Source organism: Brevundimonas sp. GW456-12-10-14-LB3 (assembly GCF_059424365.1).
On record NZ_JBWKZJ010000034.1, the window covers coordinates 1 to 24,300 of the forward strand.

Genomic DNA, 24,300 nt, shown 5'->3' on the forward strand with positions numbered 1-24,300 from the left:
GCTCCGGGGCGGGGTCGCTGGTCGCCTGGTCCCTGACCATCACCGATTTGGACCCCTTGCGGTTCGGCCTGCTGTTCGAACGGTTCTTGAACCCCGAACGGGTCTCCATGCCCGACTTCGACATCGACTTCTGCCAGGAGCGGCGCGAAGAGGTGATCGACTATGTCCAGGCCCATTACGGCAAGGACCGGGTGGCCCAGATCATCACCTTCGGCACGCTTCAGGCCCGGGCCGTGCTGCGGGACGTCGGTCGGGTGCTGCAGATGCCGTTGGGGCAGGTGGACCGGCTCTGCAAGATGGTGCCGAACAATCCGGCCAATCCGGTCACCCTGGCCCAGGCCATCGAGCTGGAGCCGCGGCTGAAGGAGGCGAGGGACGCCGAACCGGCGGTGCGCACCCTGTTGGAGACGGCGCTGGAGCTGGAGGGGCTGTACCGCAACGCCTCGACCCACGCCGCCGGCATCGTCATCGGCGACCGCCCCCTGGTCGAGCTGGTGCCCCTGTACCAGGACCCCCGCTCCACCATTCCGGCCAGCCAGTTCAACATGAAGTGGGTCGAGCCGGCCGGTCTGGTCAAGTTCGACTTCCTGGGCCTGAAGACCCTGACGACCCTGGACCGGGCGCACGGCTATCTGTCCCGGCGCGGCGCCGCCCCGGTCTGGAACCAGCTGCCGCTGGACGACGCCCGCACCTATGAGCTGATGGCCTCGGGCCAGACGGTCGGCGTGTTCCAGCTGGAATCCCAGGGCATGCGCGACACCCTGCGCAAGATGCGCTGCGGCTCCATCGAGGAGATCACCGCCCTGATCTCCCTCTATCGGCCGGGGCCGATGGAGATGATCGACACCTATATCGACCGCAAGTTCGGCCGGGCCGAGGTCGACTATCTGCACCCCAGCCTGAAGGAGGTGCTGACCGAGACCTATGGCGTCATCATCTACCAGGAACAGGTGATGAAGATCGCCCAGATCCTGGCGGGCTACAGCCTGGGCGAGGCCGACCTGCTGCGTCGCGCCATGGGCAAGAAGAAGAAGGAGGAGATGGACTTTCAGCGGGCGCGCTTCATCAAGGGCGCTCTGGAGAAATCTGTCCCCGAAAGCCAGTCGGGCTCCATCTTCGACCTGGTGGCCAAGTTCGCCGGCTACGGCTTCAACAAGTCGCACGCCGCCGCCTACGCCCTGATCTCCTTCCAGACGGGCTGGCTGAAAGCCAATCATCCGGTCGAATTCTTCGCCGCGTCCATGAGCCTGGACCTGTCGAACACCGACAAGCTGGCGGTCTTCTATCAGGACGCCAAACGGTTCGACGTGCCGGTGCTGCCGCCCGACATCAACCGCTCCTCGGCCGACTTTGACGTGGCTTGGGAGGAGGGGCGGGGGTCTGTCCTTTATGCGCTCGGCGCCATCCGCAATGTGGGGCTGGAGGCCATGCGGCACGTCATCGAGGTGCGCGAGACCGGCGGCCGCTTCGCCGACATCTTCGACTTTCTGGAGCGGGTCGATCCGCGCAGCGTCAACAAGCGGGCGCTGGAAGGCCTGGCCAAGGCCGGCGCCTTCGACAGCATCCATCCCAACCGGCGTCAGCTGGTCGAACAGGCCGACGTCCTGATGGCCTATTGCCAGAGCGTGGCGGCCGAGCGCGCCTCTTCCCAGGTCAGCCTGTTCGGCGCCGACCAGGCCCATGTGGGACGGCCCCGTCTGAAGAGCGTCGAGCCCTGGGTCGGGCCCGAGCGGCTGGACCACGAACTGTCGGCGGTGGGCTTCTACCTGTCCGGCCACCCGCTGGACGAAATGAGTTCGGCCCTGAAGCGCAAGCGCGTCACCTTCGTCGCCGAGGCCATTCCCCTGGCCGAAGGGGGGCATGAAGCCTTCCAGATGGCCGGGGTGGTGCGTCGCCGGCAAGAGCGCGCCAGCGCCCGCACCGGCGAGAAGTTCGCCTTCGTCACCTTTTCGGATCCGACGGGCGAGTTTGAATGTCTGTTCCCGCCCGAACAGCTGCGCAAATGCCGCGAGGTGCTGGAGCCCGGCGCCACCGTCATGGTGCGCGTGCGCGCCAAGGCGTCCGAGGGCGAGGTGCGGTTCTTCGGCGACGACGCCAGCCGGATGGACAATCTGCTGGATGACGCCAACATCGGCCTGCGGATCCACGTCTCGGCCCGCAGCGCCGACGCCGAGGCCCTGAAGACTCGTCTGGAGCGGGCCCGATCCGGCGCCATCGGCAAGGGCGGGGAGATCGCCCTGGTCGCTTCGCTGGACGGTCGTCAGGAGGTCGAGATCAAACTGCCCGGCCGTTATCGTCTGGACGGCGCCCTGCGCGGCGCTCTGAAGTCCGCGCCCGGCGTCCTGATGCTGGAGGACGCCTGATGTCGGCTTGCGGTCTGATCCTCGCCCTGGGTCTGGCGGGGGCCGATCCTTCGGGCGCTCCGCCCCTCCAGCCGATCACCGCCTCAAGGAGCCAGACCATGTCCCACGCCGTCGGAACCTTCGAGGTTCAGATCACGCCGATCGCTCCAGACGCCGATGCGCCCGGCGGCGCGCCCGGCCGGATGCGTTTGGCCAAGACCTTTCACGGGGATCTGCAGGGCGAGGGCGCGGGCGAGATGCTGGGGCTGCTCAAGGACGGCTCGGGCGCCTATGTCGCCATGGAGCGGGTGTCCGGCGTTCTGGAGGGGCGACGCGGCGCCTTTGCCCTGGTCCATCGGGGCGTCATGGAGGCGGGCGCTCAGGATCTTCTGATCACCATCGTCCCCGGTTCCGGCGAAGGCGAACTGGCTGGGATTGCGGGCGTCTTTCATCTGAAGATCGAGGGCGGCGTCCACCGCTACGAGCTGGAATACAGCCTGCCCTGAGGCCGCCATATACAGCCAAGCCTATGGCGAAGCTTGTGAATTTTCGGAACCTGACAGCGGCGGGGCGGGTTTTGGCAGTCCATAGGGAGACTGTTCCATGAAAAATCTCGTTCTCGCCGGCGCCGCGTCGCTGGCTCTTCTCGCGGCCTGTAACCAAGGCGGCGACACTGCGGCCCAGAACACCGGCGAAGCCGTGAACGCCACCCAGGACGCGACGTCCGGCATGGTGGGCCAGACTTCGGCGGCCACCCTGGGCGCCAATACGGTGGACGGCTTCGTCACCAATCTGGCGGTCGGCAACATGTATGAGATCGAGGCCGCCAAGATCGCCCAGGCCAAGTCGAACAACGCCGACGTCAAGGCCTTGGCCGCCATGATCGAGAAGGATCACATGGCCGCGGGCGACAAGCTGAAATCGACGGCTGCGACGGCTGCGCCGGACGTGACCGTGCCGACCATGCTGGACCAGCGCCGCCAGGGTTTGATCGACAATCTGAACGCCGCCGCCCCGGACGACTTCAACAAGGTCTATCTGGACCAGCAGGTCGCGGCCCATAACGAAACCCTGACCCTGTTGAACGGCTTCTCCGACAACAGCGACGCCCCGGCCCTGGCCACCCTGGCGCGGGAGATGATCCCGACCATCACCACCCACCGCGACCGGGCTCAGGCCTTGGTCAACGGCATGTAAGACGGTCCTAGGATCGCAGGTGGAAGGGCGGCACTTGACGGGGCCGCCCTTCGTCCTGTTCACGCGGCGCTTGCTATTGCGGGCCATCCCGACTACATGGCCCCCGCACTTCGCAACGCGGGCGAGGCGCGGTTCGGGGAGACATCCCGCTCCGCTCCATTCCGAGGGTCTTTCAGACCTTTAATCCCCGCGCCACGTTAGATCGGAAAAAGGACTGAACGATCATGGCTCTGCCTGAATTCTCGATGCGCACCCTGCTGGAAGCGGGCGCCCACTTCGGCCACCAGACGCACCGCTGGAACCCGAAGATGGACCGCTACATCTTCGGCTCGCGCTCGAACATCCACATCATCGACCTGTCGCAGACGATGCCGCTGTTCCACCAGGCCCTGGTGGCGGTGCGCGACGTCGCCGCCAAGGGCGGCCGCGTCCTGTTCGTCGGCACCAAGCGCCAGGCCGCCGAGCCGGTCGCCGAAGCCGCCAAGCGCTGCGCCCAATACTATATGAACAACCGCTGGCTGGGCGGCACCCTGACCAACTGGCGCACCGTCTCGGGTTCGATCGCTCGCCTGCGCGAGCTGGAAACCATCCTGGCCAACGGCGGCGAAGGCCGGGTCAAGAAGGAGCTGCTGAACCTGCAGCGCGAGAAGGACAAGCTGGAACTGTCGCTGGGCGGCATCAAGGACATGGGCTCCATTCCGGACATCATGTTCGTGATCGACACCAACAAGGAAGCGATCGCGATCCAGGAAGCCCGCAAGCTGAACATCCCGATCATCGCCATCCTGGACACCAACTCGGACCCGGACGGCATCACCTATCCGGTGCCGGGCAATGACGACGCCGCCCGCGCCATCCAGACCTACTGCGACCTGATCGCCGACGCCGTCCTGGACGGTCTGGCCGCCGGCGCCTCGGCCTCGGGCATCGACCTGGGCGCCTCGGAAGCCCCGGTCGAGCCGATGCTGCGCGAAGCCTCGGCCCCGGCCGAAGCCGAGCCCGCTCCGGCCGGTACGGAAGCGGTCGCCGAAGAGCTGCTGGCCTCGGACGACGCCTCGGCCAATACGGCGGCTCTGGACGCGGTCGAGACCGAACAGGCTGCGGGCTGAGGCCCGACGGCCTTCAAGACGAGGGCCGTGCGTTGAACTGACACACGGCCGGGCTAAGTCAGCCCGGCCGTTACCACATACGAATCCCCCAAGGAGAAGAACATGGCCGAGATCACTGCCGCCCTCGTGAAGGAACTTCGCGAGCGTTCGGGCGTCGGCATGATGGACTGCAAGAAGGCCCTGCAGGAAAATGACGGCAATATCGAAGCCGCCATCGACTGGCTGCGCGCCAAGGGCCTGTCCAAGGCCGCCAAGAAGGCCGACCGCGTCGCCGCCGAAGGTCTGGTCGCCGTGGCGTCCAAGGAAGACGGCAAGGGCGAAGTCGCCGCCGCCATCGAGTTCAATGCGGAAACCGACTTCGTCGCCCGCAACGAACTGTTCCAGAACGCCGCCAAGGCCTTCGCCCAGCTGGGCCTTGAGCACCACACGGTCGAGGCTCTGCACGGCGCCGAGCTGGAAGCCGGCAAGACGGTCCAGGACGAGGTGACCAACCTGATCGCCACCGTCGGCGAAAACATGCAGCTGCGCCGCGCCGCCCGCCTGTCGGTGTCGGAAGGCGTGGTCGCGACCTATGTCCACAACGCCGTTTCTCCGGGCGTCGGCCGCATCGGCGTTCTGGTGGCTCTGGAAGGCGAAGGCGACAAGACCGCCCTACGCGACCTGGGCCGCAAGATCGCCATGCACGTCGCCGCCACGGCGCCGCTGTCGCTGAACACCGACGATCTGGACCCGGCCGCCATCGAAAAGGAACGCGCCGTCCTGATCGAAAAGGCCAAGGAAGAGGGTCGTCCCGAAGCCATGATCGACAAGATCGTGGAAGGCCAGATCAACAAGTTCCAGAAGGACGTGGTGCTGACCAAGCAGCCGTTCGTGATGGATCCGGACGTGACCATCGAACAGCTGGTCGCCAACTCGGCCAAGGAACTGGGCTCGTCCAACCTGCACCTGGCGGGCTTTGTCCGCCTGGCTCTGGGCGAGGGCGTGGAGAAGGTCGAAGGACCCGATTTCGCGTCGGAAGTCGCCTCCATGATGGGCGGAAACTAAGATCCTTTCCCTCATTCGTGAGGGTTTTGTATCAGAGGGGCGCGTTCGGCTTTGATGGCCGGCGCGCCCTTCGTCTATAAGAAGTCGCCTGATTCAACGGCGCCGCAGACAACGGACCACACCGCATGCCCGACGCCCCGTCGAACTTCCGCTACAAGCGCGTCCTGCTCAAGGTGTCCGGCGAGGTGCTGATGGGCGACCAGGCGTTCGGCGTGGACATGAAGACGGTGGACACGGTCGCCAAGGCCGTGGCCCAGGTGGCGGCCGAGGGCGTGGAAATCTGTCTGGTGATCGGCGGGGGCAACATCTTCCGCGGCCTGTCCAAGGCGGCGGCGGGGATGGAGCGGGCCCAGGCCGACTATATGGGCATGCTGGCCACCATCATGAACGCCCTGGCCATGCAGTCGGCGCTGGAGAAGATCGGCGTCTCGACCCGGGTGCAGAGCGCCATTCCGATGGCCGCCATAGCCGAACCCTACATTCGCCGCCGCGCCCTGCGTCATCTGGAAAAGGGCCGGGTGGTGATCTTCGCCGCCGGGGTGGGCGCACCCTTCTTCACCACCGATTCCGGCGCGGCCCTGCGCGCCGCCGAAATGGGCTGCGACGCCCTCTTGAAGGGCACCAGCGTGGACGGCGTCTATACGGCCGACCCCAAGAAGGACCCGACCGCGACCCGCTATGACACCCTGACCTATCAGGACGTTCTGGCCAAGGACCTGCGGGTGATGGACGCTTCCGCCATCGCCATGATGCGCGATACGGGCATTCCGATCGTCGTCTTCTCCATTCGCGAAGACGATTCCCTGCGCCGGACCCTGACGGGCGAGGGCACCTGCACGATCATCCAGCACCGCGGCTGATCGTTCGGACGACGAATAGAGACGAGAGAGACCAAGACCATGGCCAAGCCTGACGTGAAGACCTACCGCGACCGCATGGACAAGGCGGTCGCCGCCCTGAAGGAAGAGTTCAGCGGCCTGCGGACCGGACGCGCCAACGCCGGCCTCCTGGAGCCCGTGCGGGTCGAGGCCTATGGCTCGACCTCGCCGCTGACGGCCGTCGCGGCCATCAGCGTGCCCGAGCCGCGCATGATCACGGTCAATGTCTGGGACAAGGGGATGGTGGTCTCGGTCGAAAAGGCGATCCGCAACGCCAATCTGGGCCTGAACCCCATCGTCGACGGCCAGACCCTGCGTATTCCGATCCCGCCCCTGACGGAGGAACGCCGCAAGGACCTGGTCAAGCTGGCGGGCAAGTACGCCGAACAGCAGAAGATCGCCGTTCGCAACGTCCGCCGCGACGCCAATGACGACTTCAAAAAGGCCGAAAAGGCCGGCGAGATCAGCCAGGACGAACAGAAGAAGCTGGAGACCGAAGTTCAGAAGGAGACGGATGCGGCCATCAAGCGTATCGACGAAGCCTTGAAGACCAAGGAACAAGAGATCATGCAGGTCTGACGGACAGACCGGGCCTGATGGGATCGTAAGACAGATGACGGCAGACAGCGCCGCGCCTTCAGGCTCGCGTCCTCCCGCTGGACCGCGCCATGTCGCCATCATCATGGACGGCAACGGTCGCTGGGCGAAGGCGCGCGGGCTGCCGCGCGCCGTGGGCCATCGCGAGGGCGTCCAGGCCCTGAAGCGCACCATCCAGGCGGCGCCGGATCTGGGCATTCAGTGTCTGACTGTCTTCGGCTTTTCGACCGAGAACTGGAGCCGGCCGCCCGACGAGGTCTCGGACCTGATGGGGCTGGTGCGAACCTATGTGGCCAGCGATCTGGCCCGTCTGGAAAAGGCGGGCGTGCGCCTGAGGGTTCTGGGCCGTCGCGAGGGCCTTCCGGCCGACATCGCCGCCATCATCGAAATGGCCGAGGCCCAGACCGCGCACAATGACCGGTTCCTGCTTCAGGTCGCCTTCAACTACGGCGGCCGTGCGGACCTGATCGACGCCGCCCGTCGCCATATGCAGCGGATGCTGGCCGGCGAGACGATCGAGCCGATCGGCGAGGCCGACATCACCGACGGCCTGGCCACGGCGGGGTCGCCGCCGCTGGACCTGATCATACGCACCTCGGGCGAGCAGCGGCTGTCGAACTTCCTGCTGTGGGAAGCCGCCTATGCCGAACTGGTGTTTCAGGACGTGCTCTGGCCCGATTATGGACCGAAGGCGCTGGAGGAGGCGGTGCTGATCTTCCGGCAGCGCGAGCGCCGCTATGGCGGTCGTGCGGTCGAGCCTGCGCGCGTGTCGGCCTGATGGCGGTCAAGGGACGCGACATCGCCTTGCGGGCCGCCTCCGCCGCCGTCCTGGCGCCGGCGGCTGTGGCCGCGACCTGGATCGGCGGCGTCTGGTTCCTGGCCCTGATCACGGCCGCGAGCGTCGTTCTGGCCTTCGAATGGGCGGCGATGAGCGCCCCGCATGCGCGACGCCTGATCGGCGGGGCCGTCAGCCTGGGCGTGGTCGCCGCAGTGGTCAGCGCCTATTTCGGCGTCATGTCGGTCGCCTTCGTGATGTTGGTGTTCGGCGCCGCCGCCGCCGGCCTCTATGCGCGCAGCCGAGGGCAACAGGCCTTGGACGCCGCCTATGGGGTCCTCTATCTGGGCTGGCCGTCGGTCCTGCTGATCTGGTTGCGGGACGTGGACGCCACGGTCGGCCTGCATTGGACCGTGCTGGTCTTCGCCGTCGCCTGGTCGGCTGACATCCTGGCCTATCTGGCCGGATCGACCTTCGGCGGGCCCAAGCTGTGGCCCCGCTTTTCGCCCAACAAGACCTGGTCCGGCTTCGTCGGGGGCATCCTGGCGGGCGCTGTCGCCGGAGCCGTCATGACGGCCTGGTTCGACATGGGGCGGTTGACCGTCTTCTGGGGCGGCGTGCTGGGTCTTGCGGCCGCCCTGGCGACCATGGCGGGCGACCTGTGGGAATCGGGCCTGAAGCGGCGCTTCGGGGTGAAGGACGCGGGCAACACCATTCCCGGCCACGGCGGCCTGCTCGATCGGGTGGATGGGCTGATGTTCGCCGTCGTGGTCGTCGCCGTCGGACGGCTGATCGTTCTGATGGTCGAGCGGGGCGCGTCTTGATCCGCCGTCGCGTCTCCGTCCTGGGCTCTACGGGCTCGGTGGGTTCGTCCACCCTTGATCTGATGGACCAGGCCGAGGCAGGCGGGGCCGCCGCCTTTGAGGTCGAGGCCCTGACGGGCGGATCGAACATCGCCCGGCTGGCTGAACAGGCCCGGCGCTGGAAGCCGCGTGTGGCCGTGACCGCCGACGCCGCGCGTCTGGACGAGCTTCGCGACGCCCTGGCCGGCACGGACGTGGGGGCGGCGGCGGGAGAGGCGGCGGTCGTCGAGGCGGCGAGCCGTCCCGTCGACTGGGTCATGGCCTCCATCGTCGGAGCGGCGGGGCTGAAGTCGGCCTGGGCGGCGGCCGACACCGGCGCGACCCTGGCCCTGGCGAACAAGGAAAGCCTGGTCTGCTGCGGCGCGACCCTGATCGAGCGCGTGAACCGGGCGGGGGGACGTCTTATCCCGGTCGATTCCGAACATTCGGCCATCTTCCAGGTGTTTCCGGCCGAGGCGCCGGAGCGGGTGGCCAAGCTGGTGCTGACCGCCTCGGGCGGGCCTTTTCGCCAGACCCCGCGGGCCCAAATGATCGGGATCACGCCGGAACAGGCCGTGGCCCACCCCAACTGGAGCATGGGCGCCAAGATCTCGGTCGACAGCGCGACCATGGCCAACAAGGGGTTGGAGATGATCGAGGCGGCCTATCTGTTCGCCATGCCCGCCGATCGGATCGACGTCGTGGTCCACCCCGAATCGATCATCCACAGCCTTGTGGAATATGTGGATGGTTCGACCCTGGCCCAGATGGGCCCGCCGGACATGCGCACGCCGATCGCCTGCGCCCTAGCCTGGCCTGACCGGATCGCCTGGCCCGCGCCCAAGCTGGACCTGCCGGCGCTGGGGCGGCTGACGTTTGAAGCGCCGGATCTGGCGCGGTTTCCGGCCCTGGACCTGGCCCGTCAAGCCCTGAAGGCGGGCGGGGCGGCGCCGGCGGTGTTCAACGCCGCCAATGAGATGGCGGCCTTCGCCTTTCTTGACCGCAAGCTGGCCTTTCTCAATATTGCCGCAGTCGTCGCCGAAACCCTTGAGCGTGCGATGAAAGCGGGGATGGTGTTCGGCTCTGGAGACGCCTGCAGCGCGGCCCTTTCGGTCGATGCTGAGGCGCGACGGATCGCCGGATCCATTATCGCCGGACTGGCGAACGCGGCCTGATCGGCCAGGGGAGACGATTTACGATGCTGGGCGCCCTGGGTCAGATCCTGATCTATATCGTGCCGTTCCTGCTGGTGCTGACCTTCATCGTCACCATCCATGAACTGGGCCATTTCCTGGTCGCCCGCGCCTTCGGCGTGAAGGTGGATCGGTTCGCCATCGGCTTCGGCCGGGCGATCTTCAGCCGCACCGACCGCCACGGGATCGAATGGCGGCTGGGCTGGATGCCTCTGGGCGGCTACGTCAAATTCTCGGGCGATCTGGACGCCTCCAGCGTGCCCGATCAGGCCGGGCTGGCCGAACTGCGCCGACGCCTGGTCGCCCAGGGCGGCGCGGGGGCCGAACGCGACTACTTTCATTTCAAACCCGTCTGGCAGCGCGCCCTGATCGTCGTCGCGGGCCCGGCGGCCAACTTCATCCTGGCGATTTCGATCTTCGCCCTAGTCTTCATGACCATCGGCACGCAGATCCGGCCGGCGCGGGTGGCCCAGATTCAGGCCGGTTCCCCCGCCGCCGCCGCCGGATTCCAGGTGGGCGACCTGATCACTGGGGTCAACGGCCGCACAGTGCGGGACGGGGGAGAGGTGACCCAGACGGTCATGCTGTCCACCGGCGACCCGGTTCGCTTCACCGTCGAGCGCGGCGCGCAGACGGTGGAACTGGTGGCGGTGCCGGAGCGCCGGGAAGAAAACGATCCGATCGCCGGCCGCATCAAGGTGGGTCGGATCGGCCTGGGGCTGGGCGCCAGCCGGGCCGATGTCCGCCATCTCCGCTATGGGCCGCTCGAGGCCGTGACCGAGGGGGTGCGTCAGACCGGCGAAATCATCGGCTCGACCCTGACCTATCTGGGGCGGCTGGTCACGGGGCGGGAGTCGGGCGATCAATTCAGCGGACCGCTGGGGATCGCCAAGGCGACCGGCGCCCTGACCACGGCGGCGGTGGAGGCCGATCCCGCGCCTCAGGCGATGGCGCTCAACCTCCTTCTCACCCTGACAAGCTTCGCCGCCATACTTTCGATCGGAATCGGATTTCTAAATCTTTTGCCCATTCCGGTTCTGGACGGCGGCCACCTGCTTTTCTACGGCTATGAAGCCGTGGCGCGGCGACCCGTGGCGGCGCGGTATCAGGAGATGGGCTATCGCGCAGGTCTTGCGCTTCTGGCGGGATTTATGTTGTTCGCGACGTGGAACGACCTACAGAAGCTCAACCTCTTCCAATTCCTCGGCGGGCTCGTCTCGTGAGCCGACGCCAGCCCCCGATGGTTTTCAGAATGAACGACATGAAATCTCGCGCCGCCGTCCGACTGAGCGCCCGATCCAGCCTCCTGGCGCTGGCCGTGGCCGCGGGCTTTTCCGCTCCCGCCCTGGCTCAGTCGGCTCCGGCGCCCGCTGCCGAGGGCGCGGCCCCGCAACAGCCGCCGCGCGTCGAGGTCGCAGCGCCCCAGGCCCTGACCGTCAATCGGATCATCGTCCAGGGCGCCCAGCGGATCGACCAGACCACGGTCCTGTCCTATCTGCCGATCCGCCCCGGCGACACCGTTGACGCCGCCGTGCTGGACGTGGCCGTGCGCACCCTGTCGCGGACCGGCCTGTTCGCCGACGTGCAGTTGGGCGTGCAGAACGGCGATCTGATCGTTCAGATCGTCGAAAACCCGATCATCAACCAGGTGGTGTTCGAGGGGAACAGCGCCGTCTCTCAGGACAAGCTGACCAAGGAGGTCACCCTCCAGCCCCGCGGCATCTACACCCGCGCCAAGGTGCAGGAGGACGTCGGCTCCATCGTCGAGCTCTACCGCCTGCAAGGCCGGATTTCGGCGACGGTGACGCCCAAGCTGGTGCAGTTGGAGCAGAACCGCGTCGATGTGATCTTTGAGATCAACGAAGGGCCGCAGACCGGCATCAGCGCCATCAACGTCCTGGGTAACAAGGCCTTTTCGGACAACGACGTCCGCGACGTCATGGTGACAGAGCGGTCGCAGTGGTGGAAGTTCTTCTCCAACAACGACAACTACGATCCCAACCGGCTGGAGTACGACCAGGAGCAGCTGCGCAAGTTCTACACCAACCGCGGCTATTACGACTTCCGCATCATTTCGTCGGTTGCGGAACTTCAGCCGGATAATCAGGCCTTCCAGATCACCCTGACGCTGAACGAAGGTGACAAGTACAACTTCGGCAAGATCGACGTGGTCACTCAGAACGACCGCCTCAACGCCCAGTTCCTGAAGGCCCTGGTCCCGATCCGCGAAGGCCAGCTGTACGAAAGCGACAAGATCGAACAGGCGGTCGACGCCTTGACCTTCGCCGCCGGCTCTGCGGGCTATGCGTTCGTCGAGATCAATCCGACGTACCGCGCCAATCCCGACACCGATACGGTCGACGTCACCTTCAACGTCTCAGAAGGCCAGCGGGTCTACATCGACCGCATCAATGTGGTCGGCAACACCCGCACCATCGATCCCGTCATCCGGCGCGAGCTGATGCTGACCGAGGGCGACGCCTTCAACCGCGCCCTGATGGAACGGTCGCGCAACAATCTGCGCGCGCTGGGCTTCTTCAAGGACGTGACGATCGAAGAGACCCGCGGCAGCGCCCCGGACCGGAGCATCGTCAACGTCAACGTCCAGGAACAGCCCACCGGCGAACTGTCGGTCGGGGCCGGCTTCAGCTCGGTCGATTCCTTTACGGTGAACCTGGGCATTTCAGAGCGGAACTTCCGCGGTCGGGGCCAGAACGTCGTCGCCCGGCTGGAGTGGGGTTCGCTGCGTCAGCAGGTCGATTTCCGCTTCACCGAGCCGAAATTCCTGGGCCGCGACCTGCGCGCCGGCTGGGACCTGTTCCACTCGCGCTATGACCTCAGCGAATACTCCTCCTACGACTACCGGTCGACCGGCGGCGGCCTGCGGCTGACCTATCCGCTGAACGGCAATATGTGGCTCAGCACCCGCTACTTCCTGAAGTCCGACGAAATCATCGTCCCGACCGGCTATTGCAACACCAGCGGCAGCGGCTCGTCGGCCCTGTGCGACCAGGTCGGCAGCTACATCAACTCGTCTGCGGGCTATACGCTTCAGATGAACTACACCAACGATCCGATCCGGCCGACGCGCGGCTGGTCCGGCTCCTTGCGTCAGGACTTCGCGGGCCTGGGCGGCGACGTCAACTATGTGAAGACCGAGGCGGACGCCGCCTGGTACTACGGCATCACCCCGCGCTGGATCGTCAGCCTTCAAGGCTCCACCGGCTATGTCAGCGGCTGGAACGGCGACCCGATCCGCATCAACGATCGCTTCTTCAAGGGCGGCAACAGCTTCCGCGGCTTCGAAACCGCCGGCATGGGGCCGCGCGACCTGGACACCACCGACGCCCTGGGCGGCAACTTCTACGCCATCGGCACCGTCGAACTGACCGTGCCCAACTATCTGCCCGAACAGTACGGCATCAAGACCTCCCTGTTCGCCGACGTCGGCACCCTGGGAGTTCTGGATGACCGCTATAAGCTGACCTCGACCGGTACGGTCGACACCACCATCGCCGACGAGCTGTCGCTGCGGGCTTCCGCCGGCGTCAGCATCCACTGGAAGTCGCCGATGGGCCCGATCCGGTTCGACATCTCAAAGGTCCTGTCCAAGGAAGACTACGACAAGACGGAATCCTTCCGCTTCTCGACCTCCACCCAATTCTAAGGAAGCGACGCAAAAAAGCGTTCGCAGAGGAATACCCATGAAAGCTCTGATCATCGCCGCCACGGCCGCCGCCTCGCTGGTCGCCACCGCCGCCTCGGCCCAGACGGCCGCGCCGGCCAACCCCGGTCCGGTCATTCCGGGCGTCTGCGTCTATTACAACGCCCGCCTGCTGGCCCAGTCGGCCGCCGGTCAGGCGGTCGAGGCCCGCATGCAGCAACTGGCCCAGGAGGTTCAGGGCGAGCTTCAGCCCTATGCCACCGCCATTCAGTCGGAAGCCCAGCAACTGCAAACCTCGGGCGCTAGCCTGCCGGCGGATCAACTGCAACAGCGCCGTCAGGCCCTGCAGCAGCGCGCCCAGGAGGCCCAGCAGCTGGAAGCCACCCGCGAGAACGAGCTGCGCTACACCCTGGCCATGCAGCGCCAGGCCATCACCGAGGCCGTCTCGCCGATCCTGACCGCCCTCTATCAGGAAAAGGGCTGCGGCCTGCTGCTGGACCGCGAGAGCGTCTTCATGATGAACCCGGCCATGGACCTGACCGACGCGGCGATCCAGCGGCTGAACACGGCCCTGCCGACCCTGTCGTTCAACCGCATGCCGGTCCCGGCGCAGCAGCCGCAACAGCCGGCCGCCGCCAACTAAGGCCCTCATGCCCGATTCCCGCTTCTTCCAAACCCTTTCGCCCCTGTCCGTCGTCGAACTGGCGGCCAAGACCGGGGGTGAGGCGGTCCGGGGCGGGGACCGGATGATCGGTTCCGTCGCGCCCCTGTCCTCTGCGGACGGGGGCGCGATCGCGTTTATGGGCGACCGCAAGTTCGTGGCGGCCCTGGCGGCGACACAGGCGGGCTGCGTCATCGTGCCGGAACAGGCGGTGGGCTCGGTTCCGGCCGAGGCGGCGGTGATCGTCTCGCGCACGCCCCAGGCCTCCTGGGCCATGGCCTCGGCCCTGCTGCACCACCCGTTGAGCCTGGACCGCGCCATCGCCCCGTCTGAGGCGTCCGAGGACGACAGCGTGGTGATCGAACCCGGCGCGGTTCTGGGCGAGGGCGTCCGCATCGGCTGCGGCACGCGCATCGGCGCCAATACGGTGATCGGCCCGGGCGTTCAGATCGGGCGCGACTGCGTGATCGGTTCGAACGTCACCGTCGGCTTCGCCCTGATCGGCGACCGTGTGAAGCTCTATGCCGGCGCGCGCATCGGCGAGGCGGGCTTCGGCGCCACCGGCACGGCGGCCGGCGCCATGGACATTCCCCAGCTGGGCCGCGTGATCTTGCAGGACGGGGTGACGGTCGGCGCCAACAGCTGCATCGACCGCGGCGCCTATGACGACACCGTCATCGGCGAGAACACCAAGATCGATAATCTGGTCATGGTGGGCCACAACTGCGTCATCGGCCGCAACAATCTGATGGCGGCCAATACGGGGATCTCCGGCTCCGTGACCAGCGGCGACAATGTCATCTTCGGTGGCAAGGCGGGGATCGGCGACCATCTGACGATCGGCGAAGGCGCGCGGGTGGCGGCTGGCGCAGGGGTCCTGGCCGACATTCCGGCGGGCGAGACCTGGTCCGGCTATCCGGCCCGCCCGATCCGACAGTTCTTGCGTGAAACCGTCTGGCTCGCCAAACAGGCGTCTTCAAAGAAGGCCCCAAGGGAATCATAGGGATGAGTGAAGACGGCAAGATCGACTACGCCGAGGTGATGCGGCGGCTGCCGCACCGTTATCCCTTCCTGCTGGTGGACAAGGCCGAGGAATTTGTCCCCGCGACTTCCATCGTGGGGATCAAGAACGTCACCCACAACGAGCCCTTCTTCCCCGGCCATTTCCCGATCGATCCGGTCATGCCGGGCGTGCTGATCGTAGAGGCCATGGCGCAGACCGGCGCCTTGCTGATGTCCAAGACCCTGGACGTCGCCGTGGCGGACAAGGTCATCATGTTCATGTCGATCGACGGCGTGCGTTTCCGCAAGCCGGCGCGGCCCGGCGATCAGCTGCGCATGCAGGTCAAGGTGATCAAGGCGCGAGGCGACGCCTACAAGTTCCGCGGCGAAACCTTCATCGACGGCAAGCTGGCGGCCGAGGCCGAGTTTATGGCCATGGTGGTGACGGTGCCCACGCCGGCGACGGAGCCCGCCGCCTGATGGCCGTCCACCCCACCGCCCTGATCGACGCCACGGCGACCTTGGCCGAAGGGGTCGAGGTCGGCCCCTGGTGCACGGTCGGACCGAATGTCTCCCTGGCCGAGGGCGTGCGCTTGGTCAGCCATGTAGTGGTCCAGCAGGACACGACGGTCGGGGCTGGAACCGTGATCCATCCCTTCGCCGTCATCGGCGGCGATCCGCAGCACAACGGCTACAAGGGCGAGCCGGTGCGGCTGGAGATCGGCGAAAACAACCTGATCCGCGAGCACTGCACCTTCAACCGGGGCACGCCCCAGGGAACGGGCGTGACCGTCGTGGGCTCCAACAATCTGTTCATGACGGGCGCGCACATCGGTCACGACTGCGTGGTCGGCAGCCATCTGGTCATGGCCAACAACGCCACCCTGGGCGGTCATGCCCAGGTCGGCGACAAGGTCTTCCTGGGTGGGCTGTGCGCCGTGCACCAGAACGGGCGCGTGGGGCAGGGGGCGATCATCGGCGGTCTGGCCGCCGTGACCCGCGACGTCATCCCCTATGGCTCGGCCTGGGGCAATCACGCGCGACTGCGCGGGCTGAACCTGATCGGTCTTAAGCGCAAGGGTTACGGCAAATCCCAGATACGAAGATTGCTGGCCGCCTATCGCGACCTGTTCGAGGGCGAGGGCGAGTTCGCCGGTCGCATCGACGGCGTGGCCCAGGCCTACGCCGACCTGCCGGAGATCCTGGAGATCATCGCCTTCATCCGTGATGGCGGGCGGCGTCCGCTGTGTCTGCCGAACGCGGAATGAGCCGCTCGGGAAGGCTGGGGCTGATCGCCGGGGGCGGCGATCTGCCGGCGGCGGTGGCGGCCCGGTGCGAGGTCGAGGGACGGCCGGTCTTCATCATCCGTCTGGCGGGGTTCGCCGATCCGCATCTGAGCCGTTGGCCCAGCGCCGAGTTCGGCATGGCCCAGATCGGGGCCATATTGAAGGCTCTGAAGGCTGAAGGCTGCACCAGCGTCTGTCTAGCCGGCATCGTCAATCGACCTGATTTCAAGACGTTGAAGCCCGATCTGAAGGGTGCGTCTCTGCTGCCGGGCATCGTCGCGGCGGCGACCAAGGGAGATGACGCCCTGCTGAGGAAGATTCTGTCCATCTTTGAGGTGGAGGGTTTCGGGGTGGAAGGCGCCGACGACATACTGTGCGGGGAGACCCTGGCGGCCGGCGCCCTGGGATCGGTGGTTCCGACGCCGCAACAGATAGATGATCTAAGAAAAGCGCTGCACGTCGCAGAAAAGTCGGGTGAATTGGATATCGGCCAGGGCGCGGTGGTCTGTGACGGCCTGGTCCTGGCGGTCGAGGCGCAGGAAGGCACCGACGCCATGCTGCGCCGCGTGGCGGACCTGCCCGCCTACCTTCGCGGCGCTCCGGCCGCCCCCAGGGGGGTGCTGGGCAAGGCGCCCAAACCGATCCAGGATCTGCGCGTGGACATGCCGGTGATCGGACCGCGCACGGTGGAGCTGGCGGCGGCGGCAGGGCTGGCGGGGATCGCCGGCGTCGCCGGGCGGTTGATCCTGATCGACCGGTCCGCGATCGTGGCGGCGGCGGATCGGTTGGGTCTGTTCGTCTGGGGTGAAACGCGATGAGCCGTCCGTTGAAGATCATGCTGGTGGCGGCCGAGGCGTCGGGCGACGCCTTGGGCGCCGGCCTGGCCCGGGCCTTGAGAGCGCGGCTGGGTCAGGGGGTGAGCTTCGTCGGCATCGGCGGCCCTCGCATGGCGGCCGAGGGCGTCGTCAGTCCCTTCGACATCGCCGAACTGTCGATTCTGGGCTGGATCGAGGGCCTGCGCGCCTATCGGACGGTGCGCCGTCGCGTGGCGGAGACGGCCGCCCTGGCGGCGCGTGAACAGCCGGACGCGGTGGTTCTGATCGACAGTTGGGGCTTCACCATTCGGGTCGCAGAGGCGATCCGCGCCGCGCGGCCGGACGTGCCCTTGATCAAATACGTCGGACCCCAGGTCTGGGCGTCTCGTCCTGGTCGGGCCAGGACCCTGGCGCGGGCCGTGGATCATCTGCTGGCCCTCTACAGCTTCGACGCGCCCTGGTTCGAGCGTGAAGGTCTGCCGACGACGGTGGTCGGCTCGTCCGCCCTGCACGTCGACATGGGCAGGGCCGACGGCGCCGCCTTTCGCGCCCGGCGCGGCGTCACGCCAGACGCCAAGCTGCTGCTGATCCTGCCGGGCAGCCGACCGGCCGAAATCGCGCGGATGACTCCGGTCTATGAGGCGACCGTCAAGCGGTTGAAGACCCAGGATCCAGGCCTGGAAGTCGCGGTGGTCGCGGCGGGGACGGTGTCAAAGGACGTGGTCGGGCGGGTATCCGCCTGGCCTTTCCGCGTCCATGTCGTCGATGAGGCCGAAAAGTACGACGCCATGCGGGCGGCGACGGCGGCCCTGGCGACCAGCGGCACCGTCTCGACCGAACTGGCCCTGGCGGGGGCGCCGATGGTCATCGCCTATAAGATCGGGGGGGCAAGCTATCAGCTGATGAAGCGGCTGGTGACGGCCGAACACATCACCCTGTTCAACATCGCCGCCGGCGAACGGATCGCCCCGGAGTTCATCCAGGGCGAGGCGTCTGCGGAAAAACTGGCGGCGGCCGTCGGGCGGCTGTTGAACGATCCCCAGGCTGCGGCCGAGCAGGCGAGGCGTCAGACGGCGGCGCTGGACCTGATGGGGCGGGGCGGGCCGGATCCTTCGACCCTGGCCGCCGAGGCCGTGTTGCGGGTCATAGAGGCCAAGGCGGCTGGATAGCGGCCCGATCTCTGTCTCAGACAAAGAAAAACGCCGGGGCCTGCGCCCCGGCGTTCTGCATTTCAGGCCTGTGGCGCTCGATCAGCCGCGCTGTTCGATCGGCACGTAATCGCGCTGCGTCGGGCCGGTGTACAGCTGACGCGGGCGGCCGATCTTCTGTGACGGATCGGCCATCATTTCCTGCCACTGGGCGATCCAGCCCACGGTTCGGGCCAGGGCGAACAGGACGGTGAACATGGTGGTGGGGAAGCCCATGGCCGACAGGGTGATGCCCGAATAGAAGTCGACGTTCGGGAACAGCTTGCGCGAGGTGAAATATTCGTCGTTCAGGGCGACCTTTTCCAGCTCCTTGGCGACCTGGAACAGGGGGTCGTTTTCGCGGCCCGTGGCGGCCAGAACCTCATAGGCCGACTGCTGCATCACCTTGGCGCGCGGGTCATAGTTCTTATAGACCCGGTGGCCGAAGCCCATCAGCTTGTATTTGCGGTCCTTCACGCCCTGGATGAACTCGGGGATCTTGTCGGGGGTGCCGATCTCCTTGAGCATGTTCAGCGCCTCTTCATTGGCGCCGCCGTGCGACGGGCCCCACAGGCAGGCGATGCCGGCGGCGATACAGGCGAACGGATTGGCGCCCGACGAACCGGCCAGGCGGACGGTCGAGGTCGAGGCGTTCTGCTCGTGGTCGGCGTGCAGGGTGAAGATGCGGTCCATGGCGCGCACCAGGGCCGGATCGACGTGATAGTCCTCGGCCGGCACGGCGAAGCACATCCGCAGGAAGTTTTCGGCGTAGGACAGGTCGTTGCGCGGCGAGATGAAGGGCTGGCCGACATGATATTTGTAGGCGCGGGCCGCGATCGTCGGCATCTTGGCGATCAAACGGATGGCCGAGATGTCGCGCTGGACCGGATCATGGATGTCCAGGCTGTCGTGATAGAAGGCCGACAGTGCGCCGACCGTGCCGACCATGATCGCCATCGGATGGGCGTCACGGCGGAAGCCTTCGAAGAAGCGGTCGAACTGGGCGTGCAGCATCGTGTGCATGGTGATGCTGTCTTCGAACTTCTCGTACTGCGCGGCCGTCGGCAGTTCGCCGTGCAGCAGAAGGTGGCAGACTTCGATGAAGTTCGACTGGGCCGCCAGCTGGTCGATCGGATAGCCCCGGTGCAGCAGGACGCCGGCGTCGCCGTCGATATAGGTCAGGCCTGACTCGCAGGAGGCGGTCGAGGTGAAGCCCGGATCGAAGGTGAAAGCGCCCGTTCCGCCATAGAGCTTGCGGATGTCGATAACGTCCGGACCGGTCGAACCCGACAGAACGGGCAGATCGACGCTCTTGCCCTCGAAGGAGAGCGTGGCGGTTTTGGCTTGGTCAGTCATCAATGCCCCTTTGCATTTGGACGTCCGATCGCGGGGAGGCGCCGGGCGCTCTTAGGTTTGTGGTTGATCACTTAGTCTGTTGCAGCGCATCATCCAAGCGTCCGAGACTTTCGTCGCGCCCAAGAGCGGACAAAGTTCGTGCAATATCAGGTGATGTTGACCCTGCGGTAAGGGCCGTCCGCATGGGCGGACCGATCTTGCCGAAGCCGACCTGTTCGGATTCGGCGAAGCTTTTCAGCTCGGCTTCCAGGGCGAAGACGTCCCAGGACTGGAACAGGGCCAGCCGGTCGCGCAGACGCGCCAGGCGGTCCAGGGTTTCGCCGGACAGCAGGGCGCGGCCCTTGTCGTCAATGTCCAGGGGACGTGTCTTGAGCACGAATTCGGTCTGGTCGGCCAACTCCAGCACGGTCTTGGCGCGGTCCTTCACGAAGGGCATGGCGCGCTGGAGCCGGGCCTCGTCGGCCTCGGCCAGGCTGCGACCCCGGGCGAGGTGGACGTCCAGCGTCAGCTTGGCCAGGCGTTCGTCGTCGGCGAGCCGCAGCCAATGCGAATTGACGTGGGCCAGCTTGTCGAAGTCCAGCCGCGCCGGCGCCTTGCCGATGCCGGCCAGATCGAACCATTCGATCGCCTGGGCGTCGCTGAACAGTTCGTCGTCGCCGTGACCCCAGCCGAGGCGCGCCAGATAGTTGCGCATGGCCTCGGGCAGATAGCCCATTTCGGCGTATTCGTGGACGGCCTGGGCACCGTGGCGCTTCGACAGCTTGGCGCCGTCCGGCCCGTGGATCAGCGGGATATGGGCGAAGGTCGGTCGGGTCCAGCCGAGGGCGTCATAGATCAAGCTCTGGCGGGCGGCGTTGTTCAGATGGTCGTCGCCGCGGATGACGTGGGTCACCCCCATGTCGTGGTCATCGACAACGACCGCGAGATTATAGGTCGGCGCTCCGTCCGAGCGCAGCAGGACCAGATCGTCGAGGTCGTCGGTCGACCAGCTGACCGAACCCTGGACCTCGTCCGCGACGGTGACCGTGGCGGACTGGGGGCGTCGAAAGCGGACGACGTGCGGCTGGGCCAGGTCGTCGACGGTCGGGGTGCGGTCGCGCCAGGGCGATTCAAAGGTGCGACGCTCGGCCTTGGCGGCGTCGCGCAGACGTCCGGTTTCCTCGGCCGTGGTGAAATCGCGATAGGCGTGGCCGGTCTCCAGCAGTTGATCGACGACTTCGCGATGGCGGTCGGCGCGGCTGAACTGGAACACCGGCTCTTCGTCGGCGAACAGCTCCAGCCAGCTCAGGCCGTCGAAGATGGCCTGGACGGCCTCCTCGGTCGAACGTTCCCGATCGGTATCCTCGACCCGGATCAGGAAGCGTCCCGCGTGTCTCTTGGCGTACAGCCAGTTGAACAAGGCGGTTCTCGCCCCGCCGATATGCAGATAGCCTGTCGGCGAGGGGGCGAAGCGGGTGACGACAGTCGAAGAAGGCAAGGTCATGGGGGAAGGGTCCGTAAGCGAGGCCCTTATACGCCCCGAGACGACAAAACCTACCCCCGGCGCGCGTTTGCGGGCCTGGCTGGCCGACGAGGTCAAGGCGCAGGCGCTGAGATGGCGGCTTTGGGCGCCGGTGGCCTTCGGCGGCGGCGCCGCCTGCTATTTCGCCCTGAGGACAGAGCCGAGCCTGTGGCCTCTGGTGATCACGGCGGCGGCGGCTGTCGCGGCATGGCTGGCGGCGCGGCGGCGCGGCTTGAGGCGGCGTCTTACCTGGCCGCTGATGATTCTGGCCTGCCTGACCTGCGGCCTGGCGGCGGCGAAGATTCGCACCGAAAGCGTGGCCGCCCCGATCGCGCCGGCCCTGCCCGAGGGGGTGGTGATCGAGGCCTGGGTCGTCGATGTCGACAGCCCTGGCGAGAACGGCGCGCGGATCGTGGCGGCCCCGGTCTGGATCCGAGGCCTGAGCCCGGAGGAGACCCCGGTTAGGCTGCGGGTCACGGTGAGGGGCGAGCCGCCGAGGCCCGGCGAGGCGATCCGACTGTTCGCCATTCTCAATCCGCCCCCTGCGCCCGCCAGTCCCGGCGCCTATGACTTCGGTCGCAACGCCTTTTTCGAGGGCTTGGGCGGCGTGGCCTTCGCTCTGGGAGAGACACGGCGGATCGATCTGCCGCCGGCGCCGTGGCGGCTTCGACTGGCCATGGCGGTGAATGGGGCGCGCTATGCCCTGGCGGAGCGGATCGTGGCGCGGCTAGGGCAGCGGACCGGCGGGATCGCGGCGGCCATGACCACCAGCCACGAGGCCTGGATCAGCCAGGACGACATGGATGTGATGCGGGAATCCGGCCTGGCGCACATTTTGTCGGTCTCGGGCCTGCACATGGCCATCGTCGGCGGATTTGTCTTCTTCGCCGTGCGGTTGGGCGTGGCGGCCTGGCCCTGGCTGGCCTTGCGCGTTCCCGGCAAGAAGGTCGCCGCCGCGGCGGGCCTCACGGCTGTGGGGGTTTATCTGGTGATTTCCGGCGCCCCGCCGCCGGCGGAGCGGGCGGCCATTACCGCCTCCATCGCCTTTGCGGCCATCTTGCTGGACCGGCAGGCCGTGACCATGCACGGGCTGGCCGTGGCCGCCTTCGCCGTCCTGGCGATCCAGCCCGAGGCCATCGTGACGCCGGGGTTCCAGATGTCGTTCGCGGCGACGGCGGCCCTGGTGGCCCTGGTCGAAATCTGGCCCAAGCGGACCCGAGCGATCTCGGCGCCCTGGCCCATTGTGGCGGTCCAGAGGTTCGGCGGTTGGCTGACGGCGGCGGTGGCGGCCAGCGTCGTGGCGGGGCTGGCGACGGGGCCCTTCGCCATGCAGCATTTCAACCGGACGGCCATGTATGGGCTGCTGGCCAATCTGGCGACGGCGCCGGTGGCGGACTTCGTCCTTATGCCCGCCCTCGCGTTGGGCGCGGCCTTGGAGCCCGTGGGCCTGGGCGGCCCGTTCCTGGCGGTGGCGGGGTGGGGCGTCGATCTGACGCTGGCGATCGGCGGCTGGACGGCCGGCTTGCCGGGCGCGGTGCGGACAGTGGCCAGCGCGCCGGACCCTGTGCTGCCCGTGGCCTTTCTTGGCGTGCTGTTCGTCTGCCTCTGGCAGGGGCGGCTGCGGTGGCTGGGCCTGCCTTTTGCGGCGGCGGTGCTGGTCTGGCCGCGCGCGCCGACGCCGGACGTCTGGATCGGCGACGGCGGGACCAATGCGGCCTTTCATCGGGAGGGCGAGGCGATCGTCGTCCGGCCCGGCGTGCGTGAGTTTGCGACGGACCTGTGGTCCCGGCGGCGCGGTCTGGCCTTGGCGGGCCGACCCGAGGCCGGCTGGGCCTGCGACCGCGCTTCATGCCGTCCCGAACTCACTGGGGCGGGGCCGGTCGCCCTGTGGTGGGGCAGGCGGACGCCGGACATGCAGCAGATGGACGCCCTGTGCCTTGCGGCCCCGGTGGTCAGCGTGCGGGCGGTGGTTCACGCCCTGCCGCCCTCATGCGACGGGCGGCTGGTTCTGGACGGGGCGGATTTCGCACGCGGCGGGGCGGTGGAGCTGTGGCGCGACGGAGCGGACCGCTGGAAGGCGATGTGGACGGCCGACGTGCGCGGAGATCGACCCTGGGCGCGCCGGCCGGATCCGGCTGTCAGTGATAGCGGCGCATGAGGCCGACCAGCTTGCCCTGAACCTCCACCTGGTCGGGACCGAAGATGCGGGTCTCATAGTTGCGGTTGGCGGGCTCCAGGGCGATGGAGCCGCCCTTGCGGCGCAGGCGTTTCAGCGTGGCCTCTTCGCCCTCGACCAGGGCCACGACGATCTCGCCGTTGTTGGCGGTGTCGCCGCGCCGGATGACCACCAGGTCGCCGTTCAGAATGCCGGCCTCGATCATGGAGTCGCCCTCGATCTCGAGGATGTAGTGATCGCCCTTGCCCAGCATGGATTCCGGCACCGGCAGCCGCTCCTGCTCGTGCTGGATGGCCGCGATGGGGGTGCCGGCGGCGATCTTGCCCAGGAGCGGCAGTTCGCGGGTGTCGTTGGCGGCTGAGGCCGCAGCGACGGGACGCGCGCCGCCGCCGCCTTCGATGACATCGGGCTTGAACCCGGCCCGGCCGCGCGGAGCGCCGGCTGTGGCCTGCTCCGGCAGTTTGGTCACTTCCAGGGCGCGGGCGCGGTGGGCGAGGCGGCGGATGAAGCCGCGCTCCTCCAGCGCCGTGATCAGCCGGTGAATGCCCGACTTGGACGCCAGGTCCAGCGCCTCCTTCATCTCGTCGAACGAGGGGGAGACGCCGGTCTCCTGAATCCGTTCGTGGATGAACATCAGCAGTTCGTGCTGTTTGCGCGTGAGCATCGCCGGCCCCT

22 protein-coding genes are annotated in these 24,300 nt (G+C 67.2%); 19 read left to right on the plus strand and 3 right to left on the minus strand.

Annotated elements, in window-relative coordinates; translation table 11 throughout:
- From dnaE to lpxB, 18 genes are all read left to right on the plus strand, one after another.
- Nucleotides 1-2,363, plus strand: a 2,363-nt coding sequence (gene dnaE / locus AC07XS_RS12625; RefSeq protein ID WP_182714650.1) for a DNA polymerase III subunit alpha, incomplete at its 5' end; no start/stop codon positions are given.
- Nucleotides 2,363-2,848, plus strand: a complete 486-nt coding sequence (locus AC07XS_RS12630) for a DUF3224 domain-containing protein (protein ID WP_231681256.1) — start codon at nt 2,363-2,365, stop codon at nt 2,846-2,848. The genes dnaE and AC07XS_RS12630, both read left to right, overlap by 1 nt.
- Nucleotides 2,849-2,945: 97 nt before the next feature.
- Entirely contained in the window at nt 2,946-3,539 is a 594-nt protein-coding gene (locus tag AC07XS_RS12635) for a DUF4142 domain-containing protein (RefSeq protein ID WP_054765552.1), read from the plus strand.
- A 224-nt stretch (nt 3,540-3,763) separates the two neighbouring features.
- Nucleotides 3,764-4,648, plus strand: a complete 885-nt coding sequence (gene rpsB, locus AC07XS_RS12640; protein ID WP_182714651.1) for a 30S ribosomal protein S2 — start codon at nt 3,764-3,766, stop codon at nt 4,646-4,648.
- 102 nt (nt 4,649-4,750) lie between these two features.
- Nucleotides 4,751-5,692 carry a translation elongation factor Ts gene (gene tsf, locus AC07XS_RS12645; RefSeq protein ID WP_182714652.1) on the plus strand — a complete coding sequence of 314 codons (942 nt, stop codon included), beginning with the start codon at nt 4,751-4,753 and terminating at the stop codon, nt 5,690-5,692.
- Nucleotides 5,693-5,817: 125 nt separating this feature from the next.
- A complete protein-coding gene (pyrH, locus tag AC07XS_RS12650) occupies nt 5,818-6,552 on the plus strand; it encodes a UMP kinase (protein ID WP_182714653.1) in 735 nt (244 codons plus the stop codon).
- 39 nt (nt 6,553-6,591) lie between these two features.
- The gene (frr, locus tag AC07XS_RS12655; RefSeq protein ID WP_054765556.1) at nt 6,592-7,149 is read left to right on the plus strand and encodes a ribosome recycling factor; all 558 of its coding nucleotides are present in this window, start codon (nt 6,592-6,594) and stop codon (nt 7,147-7,149) included.
- A gap of 34 nt (nt 7,150-7,183) precedes the next feature.
- The gene (gene uppS / locus AC07XS_RS12660; protein ID WP_182714654.1) at nt 7,184-7,945 is read left to right on the plus strand and encodes a polyprenyl diphosphate synthase; all 762 of its coding nucleotides are present in this window, start codon (nt 7,184-7,186) and stop codon (nt 7,943-7,945) included.
- Nucleotides 7,945-8,766, plus strand: coding sequence for a phosphatidate cytidylyltransferase (locus AC07XS_RS12665; protein ID WP_054765558.1), 822 nt, complete (start codon nt 7,945-7,947; stop codon nt 8,764-8,766). The genes uppS and AC07XS_RS12665 overlap by 1 nt, the downstream gene beginning before the upstream one ends.
- Entirely contained in the window at nt 8,763-9,959 is a 1,197-nt protein-coding gene (dxr, locus tag AC07XS_RS12670; RefSeq protein WP_054765559.1) for a 1-deoxy-D-xylulose-5-phosphate reductoisomerase, read from the plus strand. Before AC07XS_RS12665 ends, dxr begins: the two co-directional genes overlap by 4 nt.
- Before the next feature lie 23 nt (nt 9,960-9,982).
- Nucleotides 9,983-11,200, plus strand: a complete 1,218-nt coding sequence (locus AC07XS_RS12675; RefSeq protein ID WP_182714655.1) for a M50 family metallopeptidase — start codon at nt 9,983-9,985, stop codon at nt 11,198-11,200.
- Between the two features lie 29 nt (nt 11,201-11,229).
- Nucleotides 11,230-13,644, plus strand: coding sequence for an outer membrane protein assembly factor BamA (gene bamA / locus AC07XS_RS12680; RefSeq protein WP_054765561.1), 2,415 nt, complete (start codon nt 11,230-11,232; stop codon nt 13,642-13,644).
- A 37-nt stretch (nt 13,645-13,681) separates the two neighbouring features.
- The gene (locus AC07XS_RS12685) at nt 13,682-14,284 is read left to right on the plus strand and encodes an OmpH/Skp family outer membrane protein (RefSeq protein WP_054765562.1); all 603 of its coding nucleotides are present in this window, start codon (nt 13,682-13,684) and stop codon (nt 14,282-14,284) included.
- A 7-nt stretch (nt 14,285-14,291) separates the two neighbouring features.
- On the plus strand, nt 14,292-15,305 hold the full coding sequence (gene lpxD, locus AC07XS_RS12690) for a UDP-3-O-(3-hydroxymyristoyl)glucosamine N-acyltransferase (RefSeq protein WP_182714656.1): 1,014 nt from the start codon (nt 14,292-14,294) through the stop codon (nt 15,303-15,305).
- A gap of 2 nt (nt 15,306-15,307) precedes the next feature.
- Nucleotides 15,308-15,784 carry a 3-hydroxyacyl-ACP dehydratase FabZ gene (gene fabZ / locus AC07XS_RS12695; RefSeq protein ID WP_054765564.1) on the plus strand — a complete coding sequence of 159 codons (477 nt, stop codon included), beginning with the start codon at nt 15,308-15,310 and terminating at the stop codon, nt 15,782-15,784.
- A complete protein-coding gene (gene lpxA / locus AC07XS_RS12700) occupies nt 15,784-16,572 on the plus strand; it encodes an acyl-ACP--UDP-N-acetylglucosamine O-acyltransferase (RefSeq protein WP_182714657.1) in 789 nt (262 codons plus the stop codon). The genes fabZ and lpxA overlap by 1 nt, the downstream gene beginning before the upstream one ends.
- Entirely contained in the window at nt 16,569-17,408 is an 840-nt protein-coding gene (gene lpxI, locus AC07XS_RS12705) for a UDP-2,3-diacylglucosamine diphosphatase (RefSeq protein WP_182714658.1), read from the plus strand. The genes lpxA and lpxI overlap by 4 nt, the downstream gene beginning before the upstream one ends.
- On the plus strand, nt 17,405-18,574 hold the full coding sequence (gene lpxB / locus AC07XS_RS12710) for a lipid-A-disaccharide synthase (RefSeq protein ID WP_182714659.1): 1,170 nt from the start codon (nt 17,405-17,407) through the stop codon (nt 18,572-18,574). The genes lpxI and lpxB overlap by 4 nt, the downstream gene beginning before the upstream one ends.
- A gap of 81 nt (nt 18,575-18,655) precedes the next feature.
- Here lpxB and gltA read toward each other — a convergent pair whose 3' ends face one another.
- On the minus strand, nt 18,656-19,948 hold the full coding sequence (gltA, locus tag AC07XS_RS12715; protein ID WP_054765568.1) for a citrate synthase: 1,293 nt from the start codon (nt 19,946-19,948) through the stop codon (nt 18,656-18,658).
- A 67-nt stretch (nt 19,949-20,015) separates the two neighbouring features.
- Nucleotides 20,016-21,431 carry a glutamate--tRNA ligase gene (gene gltX / locus AC07XS_RS12720; protein WP_152950096.1) on the minus strand — a complete coding sequence of 472 codons (1,416 nt, stop codon included), beginning with the start codon at nt 21,429-21,431 and terminating at the stop codon, nt 20,016-20,018.
- Between the two features lie 67 nt (nt 21,432-21,498).
- Between gltX and AC07XS_RS12725 the strand changes: the two genes are divergently transcribed.
- Nucleotides 21,499-23,607: a ComEC/Rec2 family competence protein gene (locus AC07XS_RS12725; RefSeq protein ID WP_321208109.1), complete on the plus strand. Its 2,109-nt coding sequence runs from the start codon at nt 21,499-21,501 to the stop codon at nt 23,605-23,607.
- On the opposite strand, the gene lexA is transcribed toward AC07XS_RS12725, so the two are convergent.
- A complete protein-coding gene (lexA, locus tag AC07XS_RS12730) occupies nt 23,588-24,289 on the minus strand; it encodes a transcriptional repressor LexA (protein WP_054765570.1) in 702 nt (233 codons plus the stop codon). The two genes, AC07XS_RS12725 and lexA, sit on opposite strands and share 20 nt — an antisense overlap.
- Nucleotides 24,290-24,300: the final 11 nt, after the last annotated feature.